Raw genomic sequence first — 19,171 nt, 5'->3', positions numbered from 1 at the left:
TAAAAGAATAATGGCTATCGAAATCAATGTACCGGACATCGGGGCTGATGAAGTTGAAATCACCGAGATCCTGGTCAAAGTAGGCGACAAAGTTGAAGCTGAACAGTCGCTGATCACCGTAGAAGGCGACAAAGCCTCTATGGAAGTCCCGTCTCCTCAGGCTGGCATCGTTAAAGAGATCAAAGTCTCTGTTGGCGATAAAACCGAGACTGGCAAACTGATCATGATTTTCGATTCCGCCGACGGTGCAGCAGCTGCTGCACCTGCGCAGGAAGAGAAGAAAGCCGCTCCGGCCGCCGCTGCTCCAGCCGCTGCCGCGAGCGCGAAAGACGTGAACGTGCCTGACATCGGCGGTGACGAAGTTGAAGTCACTGAGATCCTGGTGAAAGTGGGCGATACCGTTGCGGCCGAGCAGTCACTGATCACCGTAGAAGGCGATAAAGCCTCTATGGAAGTGCCAGCGCCGTTCGCAGGTACCGTTAAAGAGATCAAGATTAACACCGGCGACAAAGTGTCTACCGGCTCTCTGATCATGATCTTCGAAGTGGCAGGTGCTGCACCTGCTGCCGCGCCTGCACAGGCCGCTGCTCCGGCTCCGGCCGCTGCACCAGCCGCTGCTGGCGGCGCGAAAGACGTTAACGTACCGGACATCGGCGGTGACGAAGTTGAAGTCACCGAAGTGATGGTAAAAGTGGGCGACAAAGTTGCCGCTGAACAGTCACTGATCACCGTTGAAGGCGACAAGGCTTCCATGGAAGTGCCTGCGCCGTTCGCGGGTACCGTTAAAGAGATCAAAATCAGCACCGGCGACAAAGTGTCTACCGGCTCTCTGATCATGGTCTTCGAAGTGGAAGGCGCTGCGCCTGCCGCAGCTCCGGCTGCCGCGGCTGCTCCAGCACCGGCTGCTGCACCGGCTCAGGCTGCTAAACCAGCCGCTGCCCCTGCTGCAAAAGCAGAAAAATCAGAGTTCGCTGAAAACGACGCTTACGTCCACGCGACGCCGCTGATTCGTCGCCTGGCGCGCGAATTCGGCGTGAACCTGGCGAAAGTGAAAGGGACTGGCCGTAAAGGTCGTATCCTGCGCGAAGACGTTCAGGCTTATGTGAAAGACGCGGTGAAACGCGCTGAAGCTGCACCAGCTGCAGCCGCAGGCGGCGGTATCCCGGGCATGCTGCCATGGCCGAAAGTGGACTTCAGCAAGTTCGGTGAAATTGAAGAAGTGGAACTGGGCCGCATCCAGAAAATCTCTGGTGCGAACCTGAGCCGTAACTGGGTCATGATCCCGCACGTTACGCACTTCGACAAAACCGATATCACCGATCTGGAAGCGTTCCGTAAACAGCAGAACGCCGAAGCTGAGAAGCGTAAACTGGACGTGAAATTCACCCCAGTGGTCTTCATCATGAAAGCCGTTGCCGCTGCCCTGGAGCAGATGCCACGCTTCAACAGCTCCCTTTCCGAAGATGGCCAGAAGCTGACGCTGAAGAAATACATCAACATCGGTGTTGCGGTTGATACGCCAAATGGTCTGGTTGTTCCGGTCTTCAAAGACGTGAACAAGAAGAGCATCACTGAGCTGTCCCGTGAACTGACCACCATCTCCAAGAAAGCGCGTGATGGTAAGCTGACTGCCGGCGAAATGCAGGGCGGCTGCTTCACCATTTCCAGCATCGGCGGCCTGGGTACCACCCACTTCGCGCCGATTGTGAACGCGCCGGAAGTGGCTATCCTCGGTGTGTCCAAGTCCGCGATGGAGCCGGTGTGGAATGGCAAAGAGTTCGTGCCGCGTCTGATGATGCCAATCTCTCTGTCCTTCGACCACCGCGTGATCGACGGTGCTGATGGTGCGCGTTTCATCACCATCATCAACAACATGCTGAGCGACATTCGCCGCCTGGTGATGTAATCGAAAAGCCGGCCAGTCGGCCGGCTTTTTTCTGATAATCTCATGGCGTTTGTGAGGTTATTGGCGAAAGCGACAATTCGTGAGCCGTTTGTTGTTTCAAAATTGTTAACAATTTTGTAAACTGCGGGCGGATAGAACGACCCGGTGGACGACGGGTATAAACTAAGAGGTCATGATGAGCACAGAAATCAAAACTCAGGTCGTAGTACTTGGGGCAGGCCCGGCAGGTTACTCCGCAGCATTTCGCGCAGCGGATTTAGGTCTGGAAACCGTCATCGTAGAACGTTACAGCACCCTCGGCGGTGTTTGTCTGAACGTCGGCTGTATCCCTTCTAAAGCGCTGCTGCACGTAGCGAAAGTTATCGAAGAAGCCAAAGCGCTGGCTGAACACGGTATCGTCTTCGGCGAGCCGAAGACCGACATCGACAAAATTCGTACCTGGAAAGAGAAAGTTATCACTCAGCTGACCGGCGGTCTGGCGGGCATGGCCAAAGGCCGTAAAGTGAAAGTGGTAAACGGTCTGGGTAAATTCACCGGTGCGAACACCCTGGAAGTGGAAGGCGAAAACGGCAAAACCGTGATCAACTTCGACAACGCGATCATCGCGGCAGGCTCTCGCCCAATCGAACTGCCATTCATTCCACATGAAGATCCACGCGTGTGGGATTCCACCGATGCGCTGGAGCTGAAAACCGTTCCTAAGCGTCTGCTGGTGATGGGCGGCGGTATCATCGGTCTGGAAATGGGTACCGTGTACCACGCGCTGGGTTCAGAGATCGACGTGGTTGAAATGTTCGACCAGGTTATCCCGGCTGCTGACAAAGACATCGTTAAAGTCTTCACCAAGCGCATCAGCAAGAAATTCAACCTGATGCTGGAAACCAAAGTGACTGCCGTTGAAGCGAAAGAAGACGGTATTTACGTTTCCATGGAAGGCAAAAAAGCCCCATCCGAACCACAGCGTTACGACGCCGTGCTGGTGGCGATCGGCCGTGTGCCGAACGGTAAGAACCTCGACGCGGGCAAAGCTGGCGTGGAAGTGGACGACCGTGGCTTCATCCGCGTTGACAAACAGCTGCGCACCAACGTGCCGCACATCTTTGCTATCGGCGATATCGTCGGTCAGCCAATGCTGGCGCACAAAGGTGTTCACGAAGGTCACGTTGCCGCTGAAGTTATCGCCGGCATGAAGCACTACTTCGATCCGAAAGTGATCCCATCTATCGCGTATACCGAGCCAGAAGTGGCATGGGTGGGTCTGACTGAGAAAGAAGCGAAAGAGAAAGGCATCAGCTACGAAACCGCCACCTTCCCGTGGGCTGCTTCTGGCCGTGCTATCGCGTCCGACTGCGCAGACGGTATGACCAAACTGATCTTCGACAAAGAGACTCACCGCGTGATCGGTGGTGCGATTGTCGGTACCAACGGCGGCGAGCTGCTGGGTGAAATCGGTCTGGCTATCGAAATGGGCTGCGACGCGGAAGACATCGCGCTGACCATCCACGCTCACCCAACTCTGCACGAGTCCGTGGGCCTGGCGGCAGAAGTGTTTGAAGGCAGCATCACCGACCTGCCAAACGCGAAAGCGAAGAAGAAATAAGTTTCTTCAGATGAAAAAAAGCGGCCAATGGCCGCTTTTTTTATGCGCTGCGTTCAGGGAGCCACGGGTTGCCAGGTTTTATCCGGTTTATAGGCGGTTAACGCCCGGGCTTTCTGCTCAGAATCCTTGCCGAGATCGGACTGATACACCTTGTCGTCCTGATTTATCACAAAGCTCATCACGCCCGTTTGACCGTAGCTGACCGGCCACGCCACCATCGCGAAACCGTTATTATCCGGCAGGATCCGGAAGCGATAGCCGTGATAGCCGGTACCCGGCTCTTTCGGGCTAAATGCCGGTCCGAGCGGACTGGGCGTTTCGCCGGGTGAGACGGGCCAGTACAAACCGTCTTTCTTCCCTTCCGAGCTGACAATCTTCTGCGCGTATTTCTGGTTCATCGCAAAGTAGCTTTGCTGCGCATCAACATAGGCATGCAGGGCTTCAATGGCGGCAAGTTCGTTACGCCCGATTTCACGGGTCAGGATCTCTTCAGCCCCTTCTTTGATATCGAATTGCCAGCCGGCGGCGGTTTTGATCACCGGGATGGGAAGCTGCCAGTCGTTGTCTCCAACAACAAGATGCGCCGTATCTCCTTCGACAACGGTGTTATGACGAACTTTCCAGTCGCGCAGGAAACGATCGACGGCATCCGGATCAACGCCTTCGGGGGGGAGAAAATCGCGCCAGTTCTCTCCAAGCAGATTGCTCATCGCGCGCTCATTATGCTCACTAATGGCGCTGGCCAGCGCATCGGTCGCCTGGTCGGGCGTGCTAAAGGACTGCTGCGCCATCGCCGAGGCCGAAAGCATGAACAACACCATTCCACTGAGTAGTTTACTTTTCATGTCGGTTCCCTTAGCGATGTCTAAATTCACGGCGTTCAGCGCGTCCACCAGATACCTGACGGGGCTGCTGCTGGCGAGCCGCAAGCTGCCTGCTTTGCGCACCGCGCTGCTGCTGCGCCTGCCAGTTCGCGGAACGGCTGTCGTTGCCGCTCAGCGCATTGGCCCGGGGCTGACCGTTTCGCTGCTGCAGAGCGCGTTGCTGCGCGGGCTGTGAAACGCGTTTCTCCTGTCTTTGGGTTACAGCCTGACGATTTTCTCGCTGCTGCGTGGTGGTCCGCTTCGCCGTCTGCGGTTTGGTGTCGTAGCCACGGTAGTTGTTGCGCTGCGAAATTTGCTTCAGCTGTTCACTCGAGGCCTGACGCTGCGCATCTTTCGTGCCGGGACGTGCCGTTTGCGGGAAGGTTTTCCCCGTGGATTTCTCTATCTGGCTCAGGGCCGCCTGGCGCTGGCTGTCGCGATTAACCGGCTTTTGCTGCGTTGCGCTTAGCCCGGTCGCCGTGCTGGTGGAGTGGAAGCGACTGTTGAGCTGGTTAGTCGGATAGGGCACGCCTTCCCGATAGGCCGGGTTATGCTGCCAGGTACGGTTGGCGTCCGTCAGACGCTGTCCACTGATTTTATTGAAGTTCTCAACGTTGATATTGATGTTGTTATCACCGTTGCGGTTATAGCCGCCGTGATTATCCCAGTCACCGTCATGGTGGTGGTCCCAGTCATCGTCGTCATCCCAGTCGATATTGCTGAAAATGGCATAGGTTGTGGCAACGCCCAGGCTGAAGCCTAAGCCGTTGACGAAGCTGTTGCCAAACTGCTCTCCGGGCGTGGGCGGGAGATAGGTGGGAGGATAGGCGGTGTTGGGCCAGGTCCCATAAACCGTATTGGGGTTATAGGTGGGAACATAAACGACCTGCGGATCGGCAGATTCAATTTTGATCACCGTTGGGGCGGGCGCAGACGCGGTTGTTGTCGTTGCCTCGGTGGCGCGGGTTTTCGCTGGTGCTGGCTTTGTCACGGTGGTGACCGTCTGCTGAGGCGTAGATTGTAAAGCACCGGTCTTCTGTGCCAGCGCGCGCAGGCGTTGAACGGAATCCATCACGTCTTTCGGCTGCGCGAGAAACGCATCGCCCAGATTTTGTACCCACGGCGGGTTTTCACCCATCAGCGACATGAGCTGAGGAAACGCGACCAGCGATTTTACGCTCGGATCCCAGGGCTGGCTGGCAACGGCCTGAATGGCGGCGTCCCCTTCCATTTTAGGGTTGTCTTTTGACCACTGAGCCGCCTGAATCACGTTGGCCGGGTAAGTCGAGGCCATCAGAATTTGTGAAAGCAGGGCGTCAGGGTAGAGCGCAATGGGGGCAACCCACTGATCGATTTGCGCGGCAGTGTAGGTCGGCGCGACCACAGGGGCGGGCTGGGCTACGGCAGGTGCCGCCGGTTGTTGAGCGACGGGGGCTGGCGCAACGGGTTCCGTTGCACGACTTTTGACAAACAAGACGCCTGAGGCGGCAAGCAGCCCGGCACTGCACAGAAGGATGAGCAGATGTGGCTTAAAGGGCAACTTCATAAAATGACTCCAACGAGACCAGCGCTGTGCCGTGAGGCGTTACGGTTGGCGTGAGTATTATTCACCCGTCTTTTACTGTTTTGACTTTTATTGGGAAGCGTCCGGTACGTCCGGATAAAGAGTGTGAGTATTTATTACACAATTATATCTGATGAAGAAAAAACTGAAGCGTCACGGTGCAGAAGAACCGCTAAATGATGCCCTAAATCCCCGCTACACCATGCTTAACGATTCAGCAAACTTTTTAATGTTGCTTTTTTGTAAACGGATTAACACTGTGCAGAAATCCTGCTATGCTGCCCGACGCGGTATCGGGCATTTACCCTACAAACTGCTGTCTCACAGGAGCGTGAAGAGAACGCCCGCCGCATATGACAATGAGAGCGAGGAGAACCGTCGTGCTAGAAGAATACCGTAAGCACGTAGCAGAACGTGCCGCCGAGGGAATTGTACCCAAACCTTTAGATGCAACCCAAATGGCCGCGCTCGTCGAGCTGCTGAAGAACCCGCCTAAGGGCGAAGAAGAATTCCTGTTAGATCTGCTGATCAACCGCGTACCGCCTGGCGTAGATGAAGCTGCCTACGTAAAAGCCGGATTCCTTGCTGCTATCGCCAAAGGCGAAGCCACCTCCCCACTGGTTACTCCTGAAAAAGCCATTGAACTGCTCGGCACCATGCAGGGTGGTTACAACATTCATCCGCTGATTGACGCGCTGGATAATGACAAGCTGGCACCGATTGCCGCTAAAGCGCTCTCGTCTACGCTGCTGATGTTCGATAACTTCTACGATGTGGAAGAAAAAGCCAAAGCAGGCAACGTCTATGCGAAGCAGGTGATGCAGTCCTGGGCCGATGCCGAATGGTTCCTGAATCGTCCAGCGCTGGCTGAAAAAATTACCGTTACTGTTTTCAAAGTGACCGGTGAAACCAACACCGATGACCTCTCTCCGGCACCGGACGCGTGGTCTCGCCCGGATATCCCGCTGCACGCCCTGGCGATGCTGAAAAACGCCCGTGAAGGCATTGAGCCGGATCAGCCGGGCGTTGTCGGCCCGATCAAACAGATCGAAGCCCTGCAGAAGAAAGGTTTCCCGCTGGCTTACGTGGGTGACGTTGTGGGTACCGGCTCTTCCCGTAAGTCCGCCACCAACTCCGTCCTCTGGTTTATGGGTGACGATATTCCGCACGTGCCGAACAAGCGCGGCGGCGGCCTGTGCCTGGGCGGTAAGATTGCGCCAATCTTCTTTAACACCATGGAAGATGCGGGCGCACTACCAATTGAAGTGGATGTTTCTAACCTGAACATGGGCGACGTGATTGACGTCTACCCGTATAAAGGTGAAGTGCGTAACCACGAAACCAACGAGCTGCTGGCGAGCTTTGAGCTGAAAACCGACGTGCTGATCGACGAAGTGCGCGCCGGTGGCCGTATTCCGCTGATCATCGGCCGTGGCCTGACCACCAAAGCGCGTGAAGCGCTGGGCCTGCCGCACTCAGACGTGTTCCGTCATGCGAAAGACGTGGCGGAAAGCAACCGCGGCTTCTCGCTGGCACAGAAAATGGTCGGTCGCGCCTGCGGCGTGGCCGGTATCCGTCCTGGCGCCTACTGCGAGCCGAAGATGACCTCCGTAGGCTCTCAGGACACCACTGGCCCAATGACCCGTGACGAACTGAAAGACCTGGCGTGCCTGGGCTTCTCGTCTGACCTGGTAATGCAGTCCTTCTGCCACACCGCGGCGTATCCGAAGCCGGTTGACGTGACCACGCACCACACGCTGCCAGACTTCATTATGAACCGTGGCGGTGTCTCCCTGCGTCCGGGCGACGGCGTTATCCACTCCTGGCTGAACCGCATGCTGCTGCCGGATACCGTGGGTACCGGCGGTGACTCCCATACCCGTTTCCCAATCGGTATCTCCTTCCCGGCGGGCTCCGGTCTGGTGGCGTTTGCTGCCGCGACCGGCGTGATGCCGCTGGATATGCCGGAATCGGTGCTGGTTCGCTTCAAAGGTAAAATGCAGCCGGGTATTACCCTGCGCGACCTGGTTCACGCGATCCCGCTGTATGCGATTAAACAGGGTCTGCTGACCGTTGAGAAGAAAGGGAAGAAAAACATCTTCTCTGGCCGCATTCTGGAAATTGAAGGTCTGCCGGATCTGAAAGTGGAGCAGGCGTTCGAGCTGACCGATGCCTCCGCCGAGCGTTCGGCTGCGGGCTGTACCATCAAGCTGAACAAAGAGCCGATCGTTGAGTACCTGAACTCTAACATCGTGCTGCTGAAGTGGATGATTGCAGAAGGCTACGGCGACCGTCGTACGCTGGAGCGTCGTATCCAGGGCATGGAAAAATGGCTGGCCGATCCGCAGCTGCTGGAAGCCGATGCTGACGCAGAGTACGCGGCGGTGATCGACATCGATCTGGCGGATATCAAAGAGCCAATCCTGTGTGCACCGAACGATCCGGACGACGCGCGTCCGCTGTCTGAGGTCCAGGGCGAGAAGATCGACGAAGTGTTCATTGGTTCGTGCATGACCAACATCGGTCACTTCCGCGCGGCCGGTAAGCTGCTGGATACCCACAAAGGCCAGCTGCCAACCCGTCTGTGGGTGGCGCCGCCAACCCGTATGGACGCGGCTCAGCTGACCGAAGAGGGCTACTACAGCGTGTTTGGTAAGAGCGGCGCGCGTATCGAAATTCCTGGCTGTTCCCTGTGTATGGGCAACCAGGCGCGCGTAGCCGACGGCGCGACGGTGGTCTCCACTTCGACCCGTAACTTCCCGAACCGTTTAGGTACCGGTGCGAACGTCTTCCTGGCCTCTGCGGAGCTGGCGGCGGTTGCGGCGCTGATTGGCAAACTGCCAACGCCGGAAGAGTACCAGACCTTTGTGGCTCAGGTAGATAAGACCGCGGTGGATACCTATCGCTACCTGAACTTCGACCAGCTCTCTCAGTACACCGAGAAGGCCGACGGGGTTATCTTCCAGACGGCAGTATAAATGCTACCCTCTCCCGTGGGAGATGGGCTGGGGGTGAGGGCACCAGACCGCACCTGACCCATTGCCCGGTGGCGCTACGCTAACCGGGCCTACAAAACCCATCGCAACTACGGTGGGTTTTTTATTTTCATTCCTCCCACCTCCCACGCTTTTTTTCTTCCTCGCTGCTGCGATAATTACCTTAATGGCTTTGCAGAGGAAAACACTATGGATTACGAATTTCTGCGCGACATCACCGGAGTGGTGAAAGTGCGTATGTCGATGGGCCACGAAGCCGTTGGACACTGGTTTAACGAAGAGGTGAAAGAAAATCTCTCCCTTCTTGATGAGGTTGAACAGGCGGCAAAGACGGTGAAAGGCAGTGAGCGCTCCTGGCAACGCGCCGGGCACGAATACACGCTGTGGATGGACGGTGAAGAGGTCATGGTGCGTGCCAACCAGCTCGAGTTTTCAGGCGACGAGATGGAAGAGGGGATGAGCTACTATGACGAAGAAAGCCTGTCGCTGTGCGGCGTAGAAGACTTCCTTCAGGTGGTGAATGCCTACCGCGAGTTCATGAAACAGCGGTAATTTCCCGAAGCATCCCTGCTCCGGGCAACACTTACACGGCCGGAATGTTGCGGCCGTAGTAGATCTCGCGCATCTCTTTCCAGAGCAGGTCAGTAATCGCCTTACGCTCTTCTTCGCTTAAATCTTCCGGCTTCGTGTGGAACATATAGTGCTTAAGGTCGAACTCCTTAAGTAACATCTTGGTATGGAAGATGTTTTCCTGATACACGTTCACGTCCATCATGTCGTACAGCGACTTCATGTCCTCGGACATAAAGTTCTGAATAGAGTTGATCTCGTGGTCGATGAAGTGCTTCATGCCGTTGACGTCACGGGTAAAACCGCGCACGCGGTAATCAATCGTGACGATATCCGATTCCAGCTGGTGGATGAGATAGTTCAGTGCGTTCAGTGGGGAAATCACGCCGCAGGTCGACACTTCAATATCGGCGCGGAACGTACACAGCCCGCCTTCCGGGTGACTCTCCGGGTAGGTATGGACGCAGATATGGCTTTTATCCAGGTGAGCAACCACTACTTCCGGCAGCGGGCCCGGATGTTCCGTTTTGTCGATAAGCTTCGGATCGACCGGCTCTTCGCTGACCAGTATGGTCACGCTGGCGCCCTGGGGTTCATAATCCTGTCGGGCAATATTCAGAATGTTGGCGCCGATAATGGAACAGGTTTCTGACAGGATCTCGGTCAGACGGTTGGCGTTGTAGAGTTCGTCGATATAGGCGATGTAACCATCGCGTTCTTCCGCTGTTTTGGCATAGCAGATATCGTAAATACAAAAACTCAGGCTTTTGGTCAGATTGTTAAAGCCATGCAGTTTAAGCTTTTTCAATTAGCTCACCCCCTTAGTGGATAATGCGTCTTGCAGGTACTGCGGCAGAGCAAACGCTGCGGTATGAATAGCCGGATTGTAGTATCGGCACTGTAGACCTGCCTGATGGAAGCGGGCCTGAATAATTTCGGTGGAAAGATGACGTAATACGTCGTTATCCGTCGCCCAGGCAAAGGTCATGATCCCGCCGTAGTACGTCGGAATGGCCGCCTGATAGAAGCTGACATCCTCGAAATAGGTGCTGAGCTTGCGATGGCTATCCAGCGCTTCATCCTGTTGCAGGAAGCAGACGCCGTTTTGGGCGACGAAGATCCCGCCCGGGTTCAGGCAACGCTTGCAGCCTTCGTAGAACGAGGAGGTAAACAGCGACGCGCCAGGGCCGATAGGATCGGTGCAGTCGGAGATAATGACGTCAAAGGTCTGGGTTGTCTGGTTAACAAAGTTAACCCCGTCATCAATCACCAGATTAAAACGCGGATCGTCATAGCTACCGGCATTGTGGTTGGGCAGGTACTGGCGGCAGAACGAGACGACGCCCGCATCGATTTCCACCATGGTGATGGTTTCAATCGAGCGATGGCGGGAAACTTCACGCAGCATTGCACCGTCGCCACCGCCGATAATCAGGACATGCTTTGCATGGCCGTGCGCCAGCAGCGGGACGTGGGTCATCATCTCATGATAGATAAACTCATCTCGCTCGGTCGTTTGCACGACGCCGTCCAGCGCCATCACGCGGCCAAAGGCAGCATTCTCGAAGATGATGAGATCCTGGTGATCGGTTTTTTCATGATAGAGCACGTTATCAACGGCAAAGTACTGACCAAACTGGTCATGCAGTGTTTCATGCCACAACGTGTGGTCGGCCATACGCGGACTCCTCCTTTGTTAACATCCGTTACGCTCACAAAAAATGAGCGAAACATGATAGCTAACTATAACCGTGGTTGCACGGCTATAGGTTTAACAGGAGGCGTCGGGAAGGTTATTTGACGTAGGCGAGCAGGCTGAGCGAATCGCGAGCCAGCGCTTTGCATTTTTTAGCCGTGGGAATGCCAATACCGCTTAGGTCACGGTAGCTGTCTTCGCCGAGCGCCTTCATGTCAAAGCTGTCGTAGTTGCTGAGATCCCACTGGTTCTGCTGGGCAAAAAAGACCAGCGCGCGGCGAATTTGCCCGTTGGGTAAATTCTGGTAGCCACAATCATTTTTCAGGAATACAAAAACCGCCGTTAAATCGGCCATATCTTCCGCTTCATTTTCACTGAGCGCATAGCTGTTCGCACACATTGCCATCAGGCTACCGAACAAAATTGTCCTGAAAAACGTCTTCATTGCTTCTACCACTTCTTCACGGAAAATTAACGTTAGCATACTTGGTGCCAGTGCGACGATCTTTATTATTGCCGCTTTACTTGACCTTCCGGTAAGGGGAGGGTTTATGCTCAAAAGATCGCCTGCTGGAAATAAGGAAATGAACATGCAACGTCGTGATTTTTTAAAATATTCCGTGGCGCTGGGGGCTGCCAGCGCCTTACCCCTCTGGAGCCGTGCGGTTTTCGCGGCTGACAGGCCTGCCTTACCCATCCCTGATTTGCTGACCGCTGACGCCCGCAGCCGTATCCAGCTTGTCGTTCAGTCCGGTAACAGGCTGTTCGGTGCGCACAACGCGACAACCTGGGGCTATAACGGCAATCTTCTCGGTCCTGCGCTACAGCTGCGCAAAGGTAAAGCGGTGACGGTGGATATCCACAATACGCTTGCTGAAGAGACGACGGTGCACTGGCACGGACTGGAAGTGCCGGGCGAGGTAGACGGCGGGCCGCAGGGCATCATCAAAGCGGGCGGCACGCGCAGCGTCACCTTTACGCCCAACCAGCGCGCCGCGACCTGCTGGTTCCATCCGCATCAGCATGGCAAAACGGGCCATCAGGTAGCGATGGGGCTGGCGGGGCTGGTGCTGATTGAAGACGACGAAAGCCGCCTGCTGCGCCTGCCGAAGCAGTGGGGCATCGACGATGTGCCGGTGATTGTGCAGGACAAGAAATTCACCGCTGACGGGCAAATCGACTACCAGCTGGATGTGATGAGCGCGGCGGTCGGCTGGTTTGGCGACACGCTGCTGACCAACGGCGCCATTTATCCTCAGCACGCCGCGCCGAAAGGCTGGCTGCGCCTGCGTCTGCTTAACGGCTGTAACGCGCGTTCCCTCAACTTCGCCACCAGCGATAAGCGTCCGCTGTACGTGGTCGCCAGCGACGGCGGGCTGCTGCCTGAGCCGGTGAAGGTCAACGAACTGCCGATGCTGATGGGGGAGCGCTTTGAGGTGCTGGTGGATATCAGCGACGGCAAGCCGTTCGATCTTGTGACCCTGCCGGTTAGCCAGATGGGGATGGCGGTCGCGCCGTTTGACAAGCCGCATCCGGTGCTGCGTATCCAGCCGTTACGGGTGACCGCTTCCGGCACGCTCCCTGATACGTTAACCACGCTGCCGGCACTTCCGTCGCTGGATGGGCTTACGCAACGCAAACTGCAGCTCTCCATGAACCCGATGCTCGATATGATGGGCATGCAGGCGCTGATGGCGAAATATGGCGATAAGGCGATGGCGGGGATGCATCACGGGCAGATGATGGGTCACATGAACATGGACCACGGCAACATGGGCGGCATGGGGAACATGAATCACGGCGACCATGGCTTTGATTTCCACAACGCCAACATGATCAACGGCAAAGCGTTCGACATGAACACGCCGATGTTTGCTGCGACAAAAGGGCAGTTTGAGCGCTGGGTGATTTCAGGTGAAGGGGACATGATGCTGCACCCGTTCCATATCCACGGCACGCAGTTCCGCATTCTCTCTGAGAACGGCAAAGCCCCGGACGCGCATCGCGCGGGCTGGAAGGATACGGTGAAGGTGGAAGGCGGCGTCAGCGAGGTGCTGGTGAAGTTTGACCACGATGCGCCGAAGGAGTTTGCCTATATGGCGCACTGCCATCTGCTGGAGCATGAAGATACGGGGATGATGCTGGGCTTTACCGTATAAAAAAAGCCGGGTGGCGGCTTCGCCTTACCCGGCCTACATAGCGTATCCATAGGCCCGGTAAGCGTAAGCGCCACCGGGCTTTTCAGTTACTTGTTTTCGTCAGGCAACGCATACGCGACAATATAGTCGCCCATCTTCGTGCCAAACGAGCCGTGACCACCCGCGGAGATGACAACGTACTGCTTGCCATTCACTTCATAGGTCATCGGCGTGGCTTGTCCACCCGCTGGCAGACGGCCTTGCCACAGTTTTTCACCGTTGGTCATGTTGTACGCGCGCAGGTAGTTATCTGCGGTTGCCGCGATGAACAGCACGTTACCGGCGGTGGAGATTGGGCCACCCAGCATTGGCATACCCATATTGAACGGCACCGGAACCGGCATTGGGAACGGCATGCTGTCCTGTGGCGTACCAATACGTTTTTTCCACACGATCTGGTTAGTTTTCAGATCCAGACCGGAGATATAACCCCAGGCAGGCTGTTTACACGGCAGACCGAACGGCGACAGGAACGGGTTCAGCGTCACGCCGAACGGTACGCCATACTGCGGCTGAATGCCGGCTTCGGTACCGCTGCCTTTCGCGTCTTTTGGCTGCTCCATTGGGTTGCCCGGACCGCGTGGGATCAGACGGGAAACGAACGGCAGCGCCATTGGGTTGGCAATCGCGACCTGACGGTTAGGGTCAACGGAGATCCCACCCCACTCGAACATCCCCAGGTTACCCGGGAAGACCAGCGTGCCCTGCTCAGAAGGCGGCGTGAAGATGCCTTCGTAGCGCAGCTGATGGAACATCACGCGGCACACCAGCTGGTCAAACATCGTGGCACCCCACATGTCTGCCCCGCTGAGGTCTTTCTTCGGACGGAAGCTCAGATCGGAGAACGGCTGGGTTTTGCTGACGTAATCGCCTTTCGCCGCACCCTGCGGAACCGGTTTTTCCGGTGCAGGCACAACCAGCTTGCCGTTGCTGCGATCCAGCACGAAGATGTTGCCGGTTTTCGCTGGAGCGTAAATCACCGGTACGGTTTTGCCATCAACGGTGATGTCCGCCAGCGTCGGCTGGGACGGCATATCCATATCCCACAGATCGTGGTGAACGGTCTGGTAGCTCCAGGCCAGCTTACCGGTGGTCGCGTTCAATGCCACGATAGCGCTGGCATAACGTTCCTGCTCCGGCGTGCGGTTACCGCCCCAGATATCTGGCGTAGTAACGCCCATCGGCAGGTAGACCAGGTCCAGCTTCGCGTCATACGCCGCTGGCGCCCAGGAGTTTGGCGAGTTAAAGGTAAAGGTGTGTTCGTCCGACGGGATCGCGTTCGGATCTTTCGCGCCCGGGTCGAAGGCCCACAGCAGTTTACCGGTGTTCACGTCGAAACCACGGATAACGCCGGAGGTTTCACGTGTGGAGAAGTTATCCGTTACCGAACCGGCAATCACGATGGTTTTATCGGTGATGATGGGCGGGGAGGTCGGCTCATACAGACCCGGCGTGGTGTCCGGCATATTGGTCTGCAGATTCAGGATACCTTTGTTGGCAAAGGTTTCGCACAGCTTGCCCGTTTCGGCATTGATGGCGAACAGACGACCATCGTTCACCGGCAGCATGATGCGGCGAGGACAGTCGGCAATGACTTCCGGGCTCGCATTATCCGGGCGCGCTTCGTGATAAGAGACGCCACGGCAGGTCACGTGCTGGAAGGACGGGTTGGAGTTCAGCTGCGGATCGAAGTGCCATTTCTCTTTACCGGTGGCCGCGTCGAGCGCGAACAGACGCTGGTGCGCTGTACACAGATAAAGCATATCGCCGACTTTAATTGGCGTCACTTCGTTGGTCAGTTCACCCGGATCGTTCGGCATCTTCAGATCGCCGGTACGGAATACCCAGGCTTCTTTCAGGTTTTTAACGTTGTCCGCGTTGATCTGCTTCAGCGGAGAGTAGCGCTGACCTTCCTGGTTACGGCCATAGGCAGGCCAGTCGCCGTCAGCAACCTGAGAGATCGCCGCCGCAGGCGTCGATTCTGCGCTCAGCGTACCGTTGATCTCCTGCGGATCGTTGAAGCCAGCCCAGGTCAGGATACCGCCGCTGATTAACAGCGCTACCACCAGCGCCGCGACCGCACCGCTGGACGGCACGATCAGGCGACGCCAGACGAACGGCAGGATCAGCCAGATGCCGAAGAAGACCAGGATGTCACTGCGCGGCGTCAGCGCCCAGAAGTCAAAGCCGACTTCCCAGACGCCCCAGATCATGGTGGCAAGAAGGAGTGCGGCATACAGCCACAGTGCAGATTGTTTTCTACGCCAGAGCAGGACGGTTACGCCAAGCATAACCAGGCCCGCAATCGGGTAGTACCAGGAGCCGCCGATCGCGACCAGCCAGACGCCACCGATTAACAGGTACAGGCCGCAGAAGGCGGCGAATAGCGCTGTTAATGTCACCAGTAGACGCGGCTGTTTAGAGTTTGTTTCAGCCATAGAAAGTGTACTCGTCAGTTTTTGTTAATAATTTGCTAGCAACTAATTATAGGTATTAACAAGTGTGATCGGAATCACAATATTTGCTTTTTATAACTCATACGCCAGGGTTATCCATTTGCTGATATAATGGCTGGCTTGCGTATCAGTGCTGGATATTAACTCATCCGTATTGAGAGATTTTCATTAAAATCATTTGGTTAGTAATATGAAACATACTGTTGAAGTGATGATCCCGGAAGCCGAGATCAAAGCGCGTATCGCCGAACTGGGTCGTCAAATCACCGAACATTACAAGGACAGCGGCAGCGAAATGGTGCTGGTCGGTCTGTTGCGCGGCTCTTTCATGTTCATGGCAGACCTGTGCCGTGAGGTGCATGTGCCCCATGAGGTCGATTTTATGACCGCCTCCAGCTACGGCAGCGGCATGTCCACCACCCGTGATGTGAAAATCCTGAAAGATCTGGATGAAGATATTCGTGGCAAAGATGTGTTGATCGTTGAGGACATCATCGACTCCGGCAACACGCTGTCAAAAGTGCGCGAGATCCTGAGCCTGCGTGAGCCAAAATCGCTGGCGATTTGCACCCTGCTGGATAAGCCTGACCGCCGTGAAGTGCAGGTGCCGGTGGAGTTCGTCGGTTTCTCTATCCCGGACGAGTTCGTCGTCGGTTACGGTATTGACTACGCACAGCGTTATCGTCATCTGCCGTATGTTGGGAAAGTGGTATTGCTGGACGAGTAATTGCGGTTTGTTGCCCGGTGGCGCTGCGCTTACCGGGCCTACGAATGGGCACATGTAGGCCGGGTAAGGCGCAGCCGCCACCCGGCTTTGTTTATTTATGGTTTACGTGCTTAAGCTGAAGGTTGGCAATTCCCGAACGGTAACGCTGCTCCAGCGTTTCGCGGTTGGTGGCGGTCACTTCCAGGTTGCGCAGCAGACCATCGTGAATACCGTACGCCCAGCCGTGGATCGAGACCTTCTGCCCGCGCTTCCACGCCGATTGCATGATCGTTGAGTGGCCCAGGTTATACACCTGCTCCATCACGTTGAGTTCGCACAGGGTATCCATGCGGCGCTCCTGCGGCATTTCGCCCAGCAGTGAGCTATGTTTGAACCAGATATCGCGGATGTGGAGCAGCCAGTTATCAATGAGCCCCAGCTCCGTATTTTCAACCGCCGCCTGCACGCCGCCGCAGCCGTAGTGGCCGCAGATGATGATGTGCTCGACTTGCAGAACGTCAACGGCATACTGAACAACAGAAAGACAGTTGAGATCGGTGTGAATCACCAGGTTGGCAACGTTGCGGTGAACAAACAGTTCGCCGGGCTCGAGGCCGGTCAGGCGCTCCGCCGGTACGCGGCTGTCGGAGCATCCAATCCAGAGAAAGCGTGGGTTTTGCGCCTGCGCGAGTTTTCCAAAAAATCCGGGGTCTTCCTCCACCAGCATTTTTGACCATAGTGCATTGTTGCTGATGAGTGTATCTATGTTGTTCATGGAGGTTAGCGACCTGTAACCGAGTAATTACGTTGCGCTACTATAGGGTAACCCGACTTTTAATGAAACCACACAACGTGTGTCAGAACTGAAGGTAAGTTAATTTCATGGCAATTGCACTGGAGCTTGAGCAGCTTAAAAAAACCTATCCGGGCGGCGTTCAGGCGCTGCGCGGAATAGATCTTAAAGTAGAGGCCGGTGATTTTTACGCGCTTCTGGGGCCGAACGGGGCGGGGAAATCGACTACCATCGGCATCATTAGCTCGCTGGTGAACAAAACCTCCGGCCGCGTCAGCGTGTTCGGATACGACCTGCAAAAAGATGTGGTCAACGCCAAGCGCCAGCTGGGTCTGGTCCCGCAGGAATTCAACTTCAACCCGTTTGAGACGGTGCAGCAGATCGTCGTTAACCAGGCGGGTTATTACGGCGTTGAGCGTAAAGAGGCCCTGGAGCGGAGCGAAAAATACCTCAAGCAGCTCGATCTGTGGGAAAAGCGTAACGAACGCGCCCGGATGTTATCCGGCGGGATGAAGCGCCGCCTGATGATTGCCCGTGCGCTGATGCACGAGCCAAAGCTGCTGATCCTCGATGAGCCGACGGCGGGCGTAGACATTGAGCTGCGCCGCTCCATGTGGGGCTTCCTGAAAGACCTCAATGACAAAGGCACCACCATCATTCTGACTACCCACTACCTGGAAGAGGCGGAAATGCTGTGCCGCAACATCGGCATCATTCAGCACGGCGAGCTGGTGGAAAACACCTCGATGAAGAACCTGCTCTCCAAGCTGAAATCAGAAACCTTTATTCTCGATCTGGCGGCAAAGAGCCCGTTACCGAAGCTTGAAGGGTACCAGTATCGTCTGGTGGATACCTCGACGCTGGAAGTGGAAGTGCTGCGCGAGCAGGGGATTAACAGCGTGTTCTCCCAGCTGAGCGCGCAGGGTATTCAGGTTTTAAGTATGCGTAACAAAGCGAACCGACTGGAAGAGCTGTTTGTCTCTCTGGTGCAGGATAAACAAGGAGACAAGGCATGACGCATCTTTACTGGGTCGCGCTGAAAAGTATCTGGGCGAAAGAGATTAACCGTTTTATGCGCATCTGGGTGCAAACCCTGGTGCCGCCAGTCATCACGATGACGCTCTATTTCATCATCTTCGGTAACCTGATTGGTTCCCGGATTGGTGAGATGCACGGCTTTACCTATATGCAGTTTATCGTGCCTGGCCTGATCATGATGGCGGTGATCACCAACGCCTATGCCAACGTGGCGTCGTCCTTTTTCAGCGCCAAGTTCCAGCGCAATATTGAGGAGCTGCTGGTGGCACCGGTGCCAACGCATGTGATCATTGCCGGTTACGTCGGTGGCGGCGTGGCGCGCGGTCTGTGTGTTGGGATCCTGGTGACGGCCATCTCGCTGTTCTTCGTGCCGTTCCAGGTGCACTCCTGGCTTTTCGTGGCCCTGACCCTGCTCCTGACGGCGATCCTCTTCTCGCTGGCCGGTCTGCTGAACGCCGTGTTTGCCAAAACGTTTGACGACATCAGCCTGATCCCGACCTTCGTGCTGACGCCGCTGACCTATCTCGGCGGGGTGTTCTACTCCCTGACGCTGCTGCCGCCGTTCTGGCAGGCGCTGTCGCACCTGAACCCGATCGTCTACATGATCAGCGGTTTCCGCTTTGGCTTCCTCGGCATCACCGATGTGCCGCTGTTTACCACGGTGGCGGTGCTGGTGGTGTTCATCATCGTCTTCTACCTGCTGTGCTGGTATCTGATCCAGCGCGGACGCGGTCTGCGCAGCTAGCCCTCAGCCCGGCGACATTCTGTCTGCCGGGCACTTTCTT

15 protein-coding genes are annotated in these 19,171 nt (G+C 56.1%); 8 read left to right on the top strand and 7 right to left on the bottom strand.

What is annotated here, in order from left to right; all coding sequences use genetic code 11:
- Positions 1–10: 10 nt before the first annotated feature.
- Both aceF and lpdA read left to right on the top strand, forming a co-directional pair.
- Positions 11–1,906, top strand: coding sequence for a pyruvate dehydrogenase complex dihydrolipoyllysine-residue acetyltransferase (gene aceF, locus B498_RS08105; RefSeq protein ID WP_008501958.1), 1,896 nt, complete (start codon positions 11–13; stop codon positions 1,904–1,906).
- 175 nt (positions 1,907–2,081) lie between these two features.
- Positions 2,082–3,506, top strand: a complete 1,425-nt coding sequence (lpdA, locus tag B498_RS08110; RefSeq protein ID WP_003856313.1) for a dihydrolipoyl dehydrogenase — start codon at positions 2,082–2,084, stop codon at positions 3,504–3,506.
- Positions 3,507–3,559: 53 nt separating this feature from the next.
- Here the strand turns inward: lpdA and B498_RS08115 are convergent, their stop codons facing one another.
- Positions 3,560–4,351 (bottom strand): DUF2950 family protein, encoded by a 792-nt coding sequence (locus B498_RS08115; protein WP_032622965.1) that lies wholly within the window; start codon positions 4,349–4,351, stop codon positions 3,560–3,562.
- Positions 4,352–4,361: 10 nt separating this feature from the next.
- A complete protein-coding gene (locus B498_RS08120) occupies positions 4,362–5,915 on the bottom strand; it encodes a DUF3300 domain-containing protein (protein WP_008501956.1) in 1,554 nt (517 codons plus the stop codon).
- A gap of 398 nt (positions 5,916–6,313) precedes the next feature.
- On the opposite strand from B498_RS08120, the gene acnB reads away from it, so the two are divergent.
- Entirely contained in the window at positions 6,314–8,911 is a 2,598-nt protein-coding gene (acnB, locus tag B498_RS08125) for a bifunctional aconitate hydratase 2/2-methylisocitrate dehydratase (protein WP_008501955.1), read from the top strand.
- 207 nt (positions 8,912–9,118) lie between these two features.
- Positions 9,119–9,481, top strand: coding sequence for a protein YacL (gene yacL / locus B498_RS08130; protein WP_008501954.1), 363 nt, complete (start codon positions 9,119–9,121; stop codon positions 9,479–9,481).
- A gap of 31 nt (positions 9,482–9,512) precedes the next feature.
- Here yacL and speD read toward each other — a convergent pair whose 3' ends face one another.
- The 3 genes from speD to B498_RS08145 all read right to left on the bottom strand — a co-directional run bounded on the left by speD (position 9,513) and on the right by B498_RS08145 (position 11,640).
- Positions 9,513–10,307, bottom strand: coding sequence for an adenosylmethionine decarboxylase (gene speD / locus B498_RS08135; protein WP_008501953.1), 795 nt, complete (start codon positions 10,305–10,307; stop codon positions 9,513–9,515).
- On the bottom strand, positions 10,308–11,177 hold the full coding sequence (speE, locus tag B498_RS08140) for a polyamine aminopropyltransferase (protein ID WP_008501952.1): 870 nt from the start codon (positions 11,175–11,177) through the stop codon (positions 10,308–10,310).
- 115 nt (positions 11,178–11,292) lie between these two features.
- Complete coding sequence (locus B498_RS08145; RefSeq protein ID WP_014882582.1) at positions 11,293–11,640, bottom strand: YacC family pilotin-like protein; 348 nt, start codon at positions 11,638–11,640, stop codon at positions 11,293–11,295.
- A gap of 145 nt (positions 11,641–11,785) precedes the next feature.
- Between B498_RS08145 and cueO the strand changes: the two genes are divergently transcribed.
- Positions 11,786–13,354, top strand: coding sequence for a multicopper oxidase CueO (cueO, locus tag B498_RS08150; protein WP_032622963.1), 1,569 nt, complete (start codon positions 11,786–11,788; stop codon positions 13,352–13,354).
- Positions 13,355–13,440: 86 nt separating this feature from the next.
- On the opposite strand, the gene B498_RS08155 is transcribed toward cueO, so the two are convergent.
- On the bottom strand, positions 13,441–15,831 hold the full coding sequence (locus B498_RS08155) for a glucose/quinate/shikimate family membrane-bound PQQ-dependent dehydrogenase (RefSeq protein ID WP_008501949.1): 2,391 nt from the start codon (positions 15,829–15,831) through the stop codon (positions 13,441–13,443).
- A gap of 208 nt (positions 15,832–16,039) precedes the next feature.
- Here B498_RS08155 and hpt point away from each other — a divergent pair, with 208 nt between their 5' ends.
- Positions 16,040–16,576 (top strand): hypoxanthine phosphoribosyltransferase, encoded by a 537-nt coding sequence (hpt, locus tag B498_RS08160; RefSeq protein ID WP_008501948.1) that lies wholly within the window; start codon positions 16,040–16,042, stop codon positions 16,574–16,576.
- 91 nt (positions 16,577–16,667) lie between these two features.
- On the opposite strand, the gene can is transcribed toward hpt, so the two are convergent.
- A complete protein-coding gene (can, locus tag B498_RS08165) occupies positions 16,668–17,330 on the bottom strand; it encodes a carbonate dehydratase (protein ID WP_008501947.1) in 663 nt (220 codons plus the stop codon).
- A gap of 107 nt (positions 17,331–17,437) precedes the next feature.
- Here can and B498_RS08170 point away from each other — a divergent pair, with 107 nt between their 5' ends.
- Together B498_RS08170 and B498_RS08175 are read left to right on the top strand one after the other, a co-directional pair.
- Positions 17,438–18,364 (top strand): ABC transporter ATP-binding protein, encoded by a 927-nt coding sequence (locus B498_RS08170; RefSeq protein WP_008501946.1) that lies wholly within the window; start codon positions 17,438–17,440, stop codon positions 18,362–18,364.
- A complete protein-coding gene (locus B498_RS08175; RefSeq protein ID WP_008501945.1) occupies positions 18,361–19,131 on the top strand; it encodes an ABC transporter permease in 771 nt (256 codons plus the stop codon). The genes B498_RS08170 and B498_RS08175 overlap by 4 nt, the downstream gene beginning before the upstream one ends.
- Positions 19,132–19,171: the final 40 nt, after the last annotated feature.

The sequence above is a fragment of the Enterobacter sp. SST3 genome, from assembly GCF_000286655.1.
Taxonomy (GTDB): domain Bacteria; phylum Pseudomonadota; class Gammaproteobacteria; order Enterobacterales; family Enterobacteriaceae; genus Enterobacter; species Enterobacter roggenkampii.
The sequence above is the reverse complement of the archived record's forward strand: the minus strand, read 5'-3'. Positions and strand labels throughout refer to the sequence as shown.

Coding starts and splice junctions, on each gene's coding strand:
- B498_RS08155 (WP_008501949.1), bottom strand. CDS start 15,831: ATGGCTGAAACAAACTCTAAACAGCCGCGTCTACTGGTGACATTAACA.
- speE (WP_008501952.1), bottom strand. CDS start 11,177: ATGGCCGACCACACGTTGTGGCATGAAACACTGCATGACCAGTTTGGT.
- B498_RS08175 (WP_008501945.1), top strand. CDS start 18,361: ATGACGCATCTTTACTGGGTCGCGCTGAAAAGTATCTGGGCGAAAGAG.
- cueO (WP_032622963.1), top strand. CDS start 11,786: ATGCAACGTCGTGATTTTTTAAAATATTCCGTGGCGCTGGGGGCTGCC.
- aceF (WP_008501958.1), top strand. CDS start 11: ATGGCTATCGAAATCAATGTACCGGACATCGGGGCTGATGAAGTTGAA.
- yacL (WP_008501954.1), top strand. CDS start 9,119: ATGGATTACGAATTTCTGCGCGACATCACCGGAGTGGTGAAAGTGCGT.
- B498_RS08120 (WP_008501956.1), bottom strand. CDS start 5,915: ATGAAGTTGCCCTTTAAGCCACATCTGCTCATCCTTCTGTGCAGTGCC.
- can (WP_008501947.1), bottom strand. CDS start 17,330: ATGAACAACATAGATACACTCATCAGCAACAATGCACTATGGTCAAAA.
- lpdA (WP_003856313.1), top strand. CDS start 2,082: ATGAGCACAGAAATCAAAACTCAGGTCGTAGTACTTGGGGCAGGCCCG.
- hpt (WP_008501948.1), top strand. CDS start 16,040: ATGAAACATACTGTTGAAGTGATGATCCCGGAAGCCGAGATCAAAGCG.
- B498_RS08170 (WP_008501946.1), top strand. CDS start 17,438: ATGGCAATTGCACTGGAGCTTGAGCAGCTTAAAAAAACCTATCCGGGC.
- B498_RS08115 (WP_032622965.1), bottom strand. CDS start 4,351: ATGAAAAGTAAACTACTCAGTGGAATGGTGTTGTTCATGCTTTCGGCC.
- B498_RS08145 (WP_014882582.1), bottom strand. CDS start 11,640: ATGAAGACGTTTTTCAGGACAATTTTGTTCGGTAGCCTGATGGCAATG.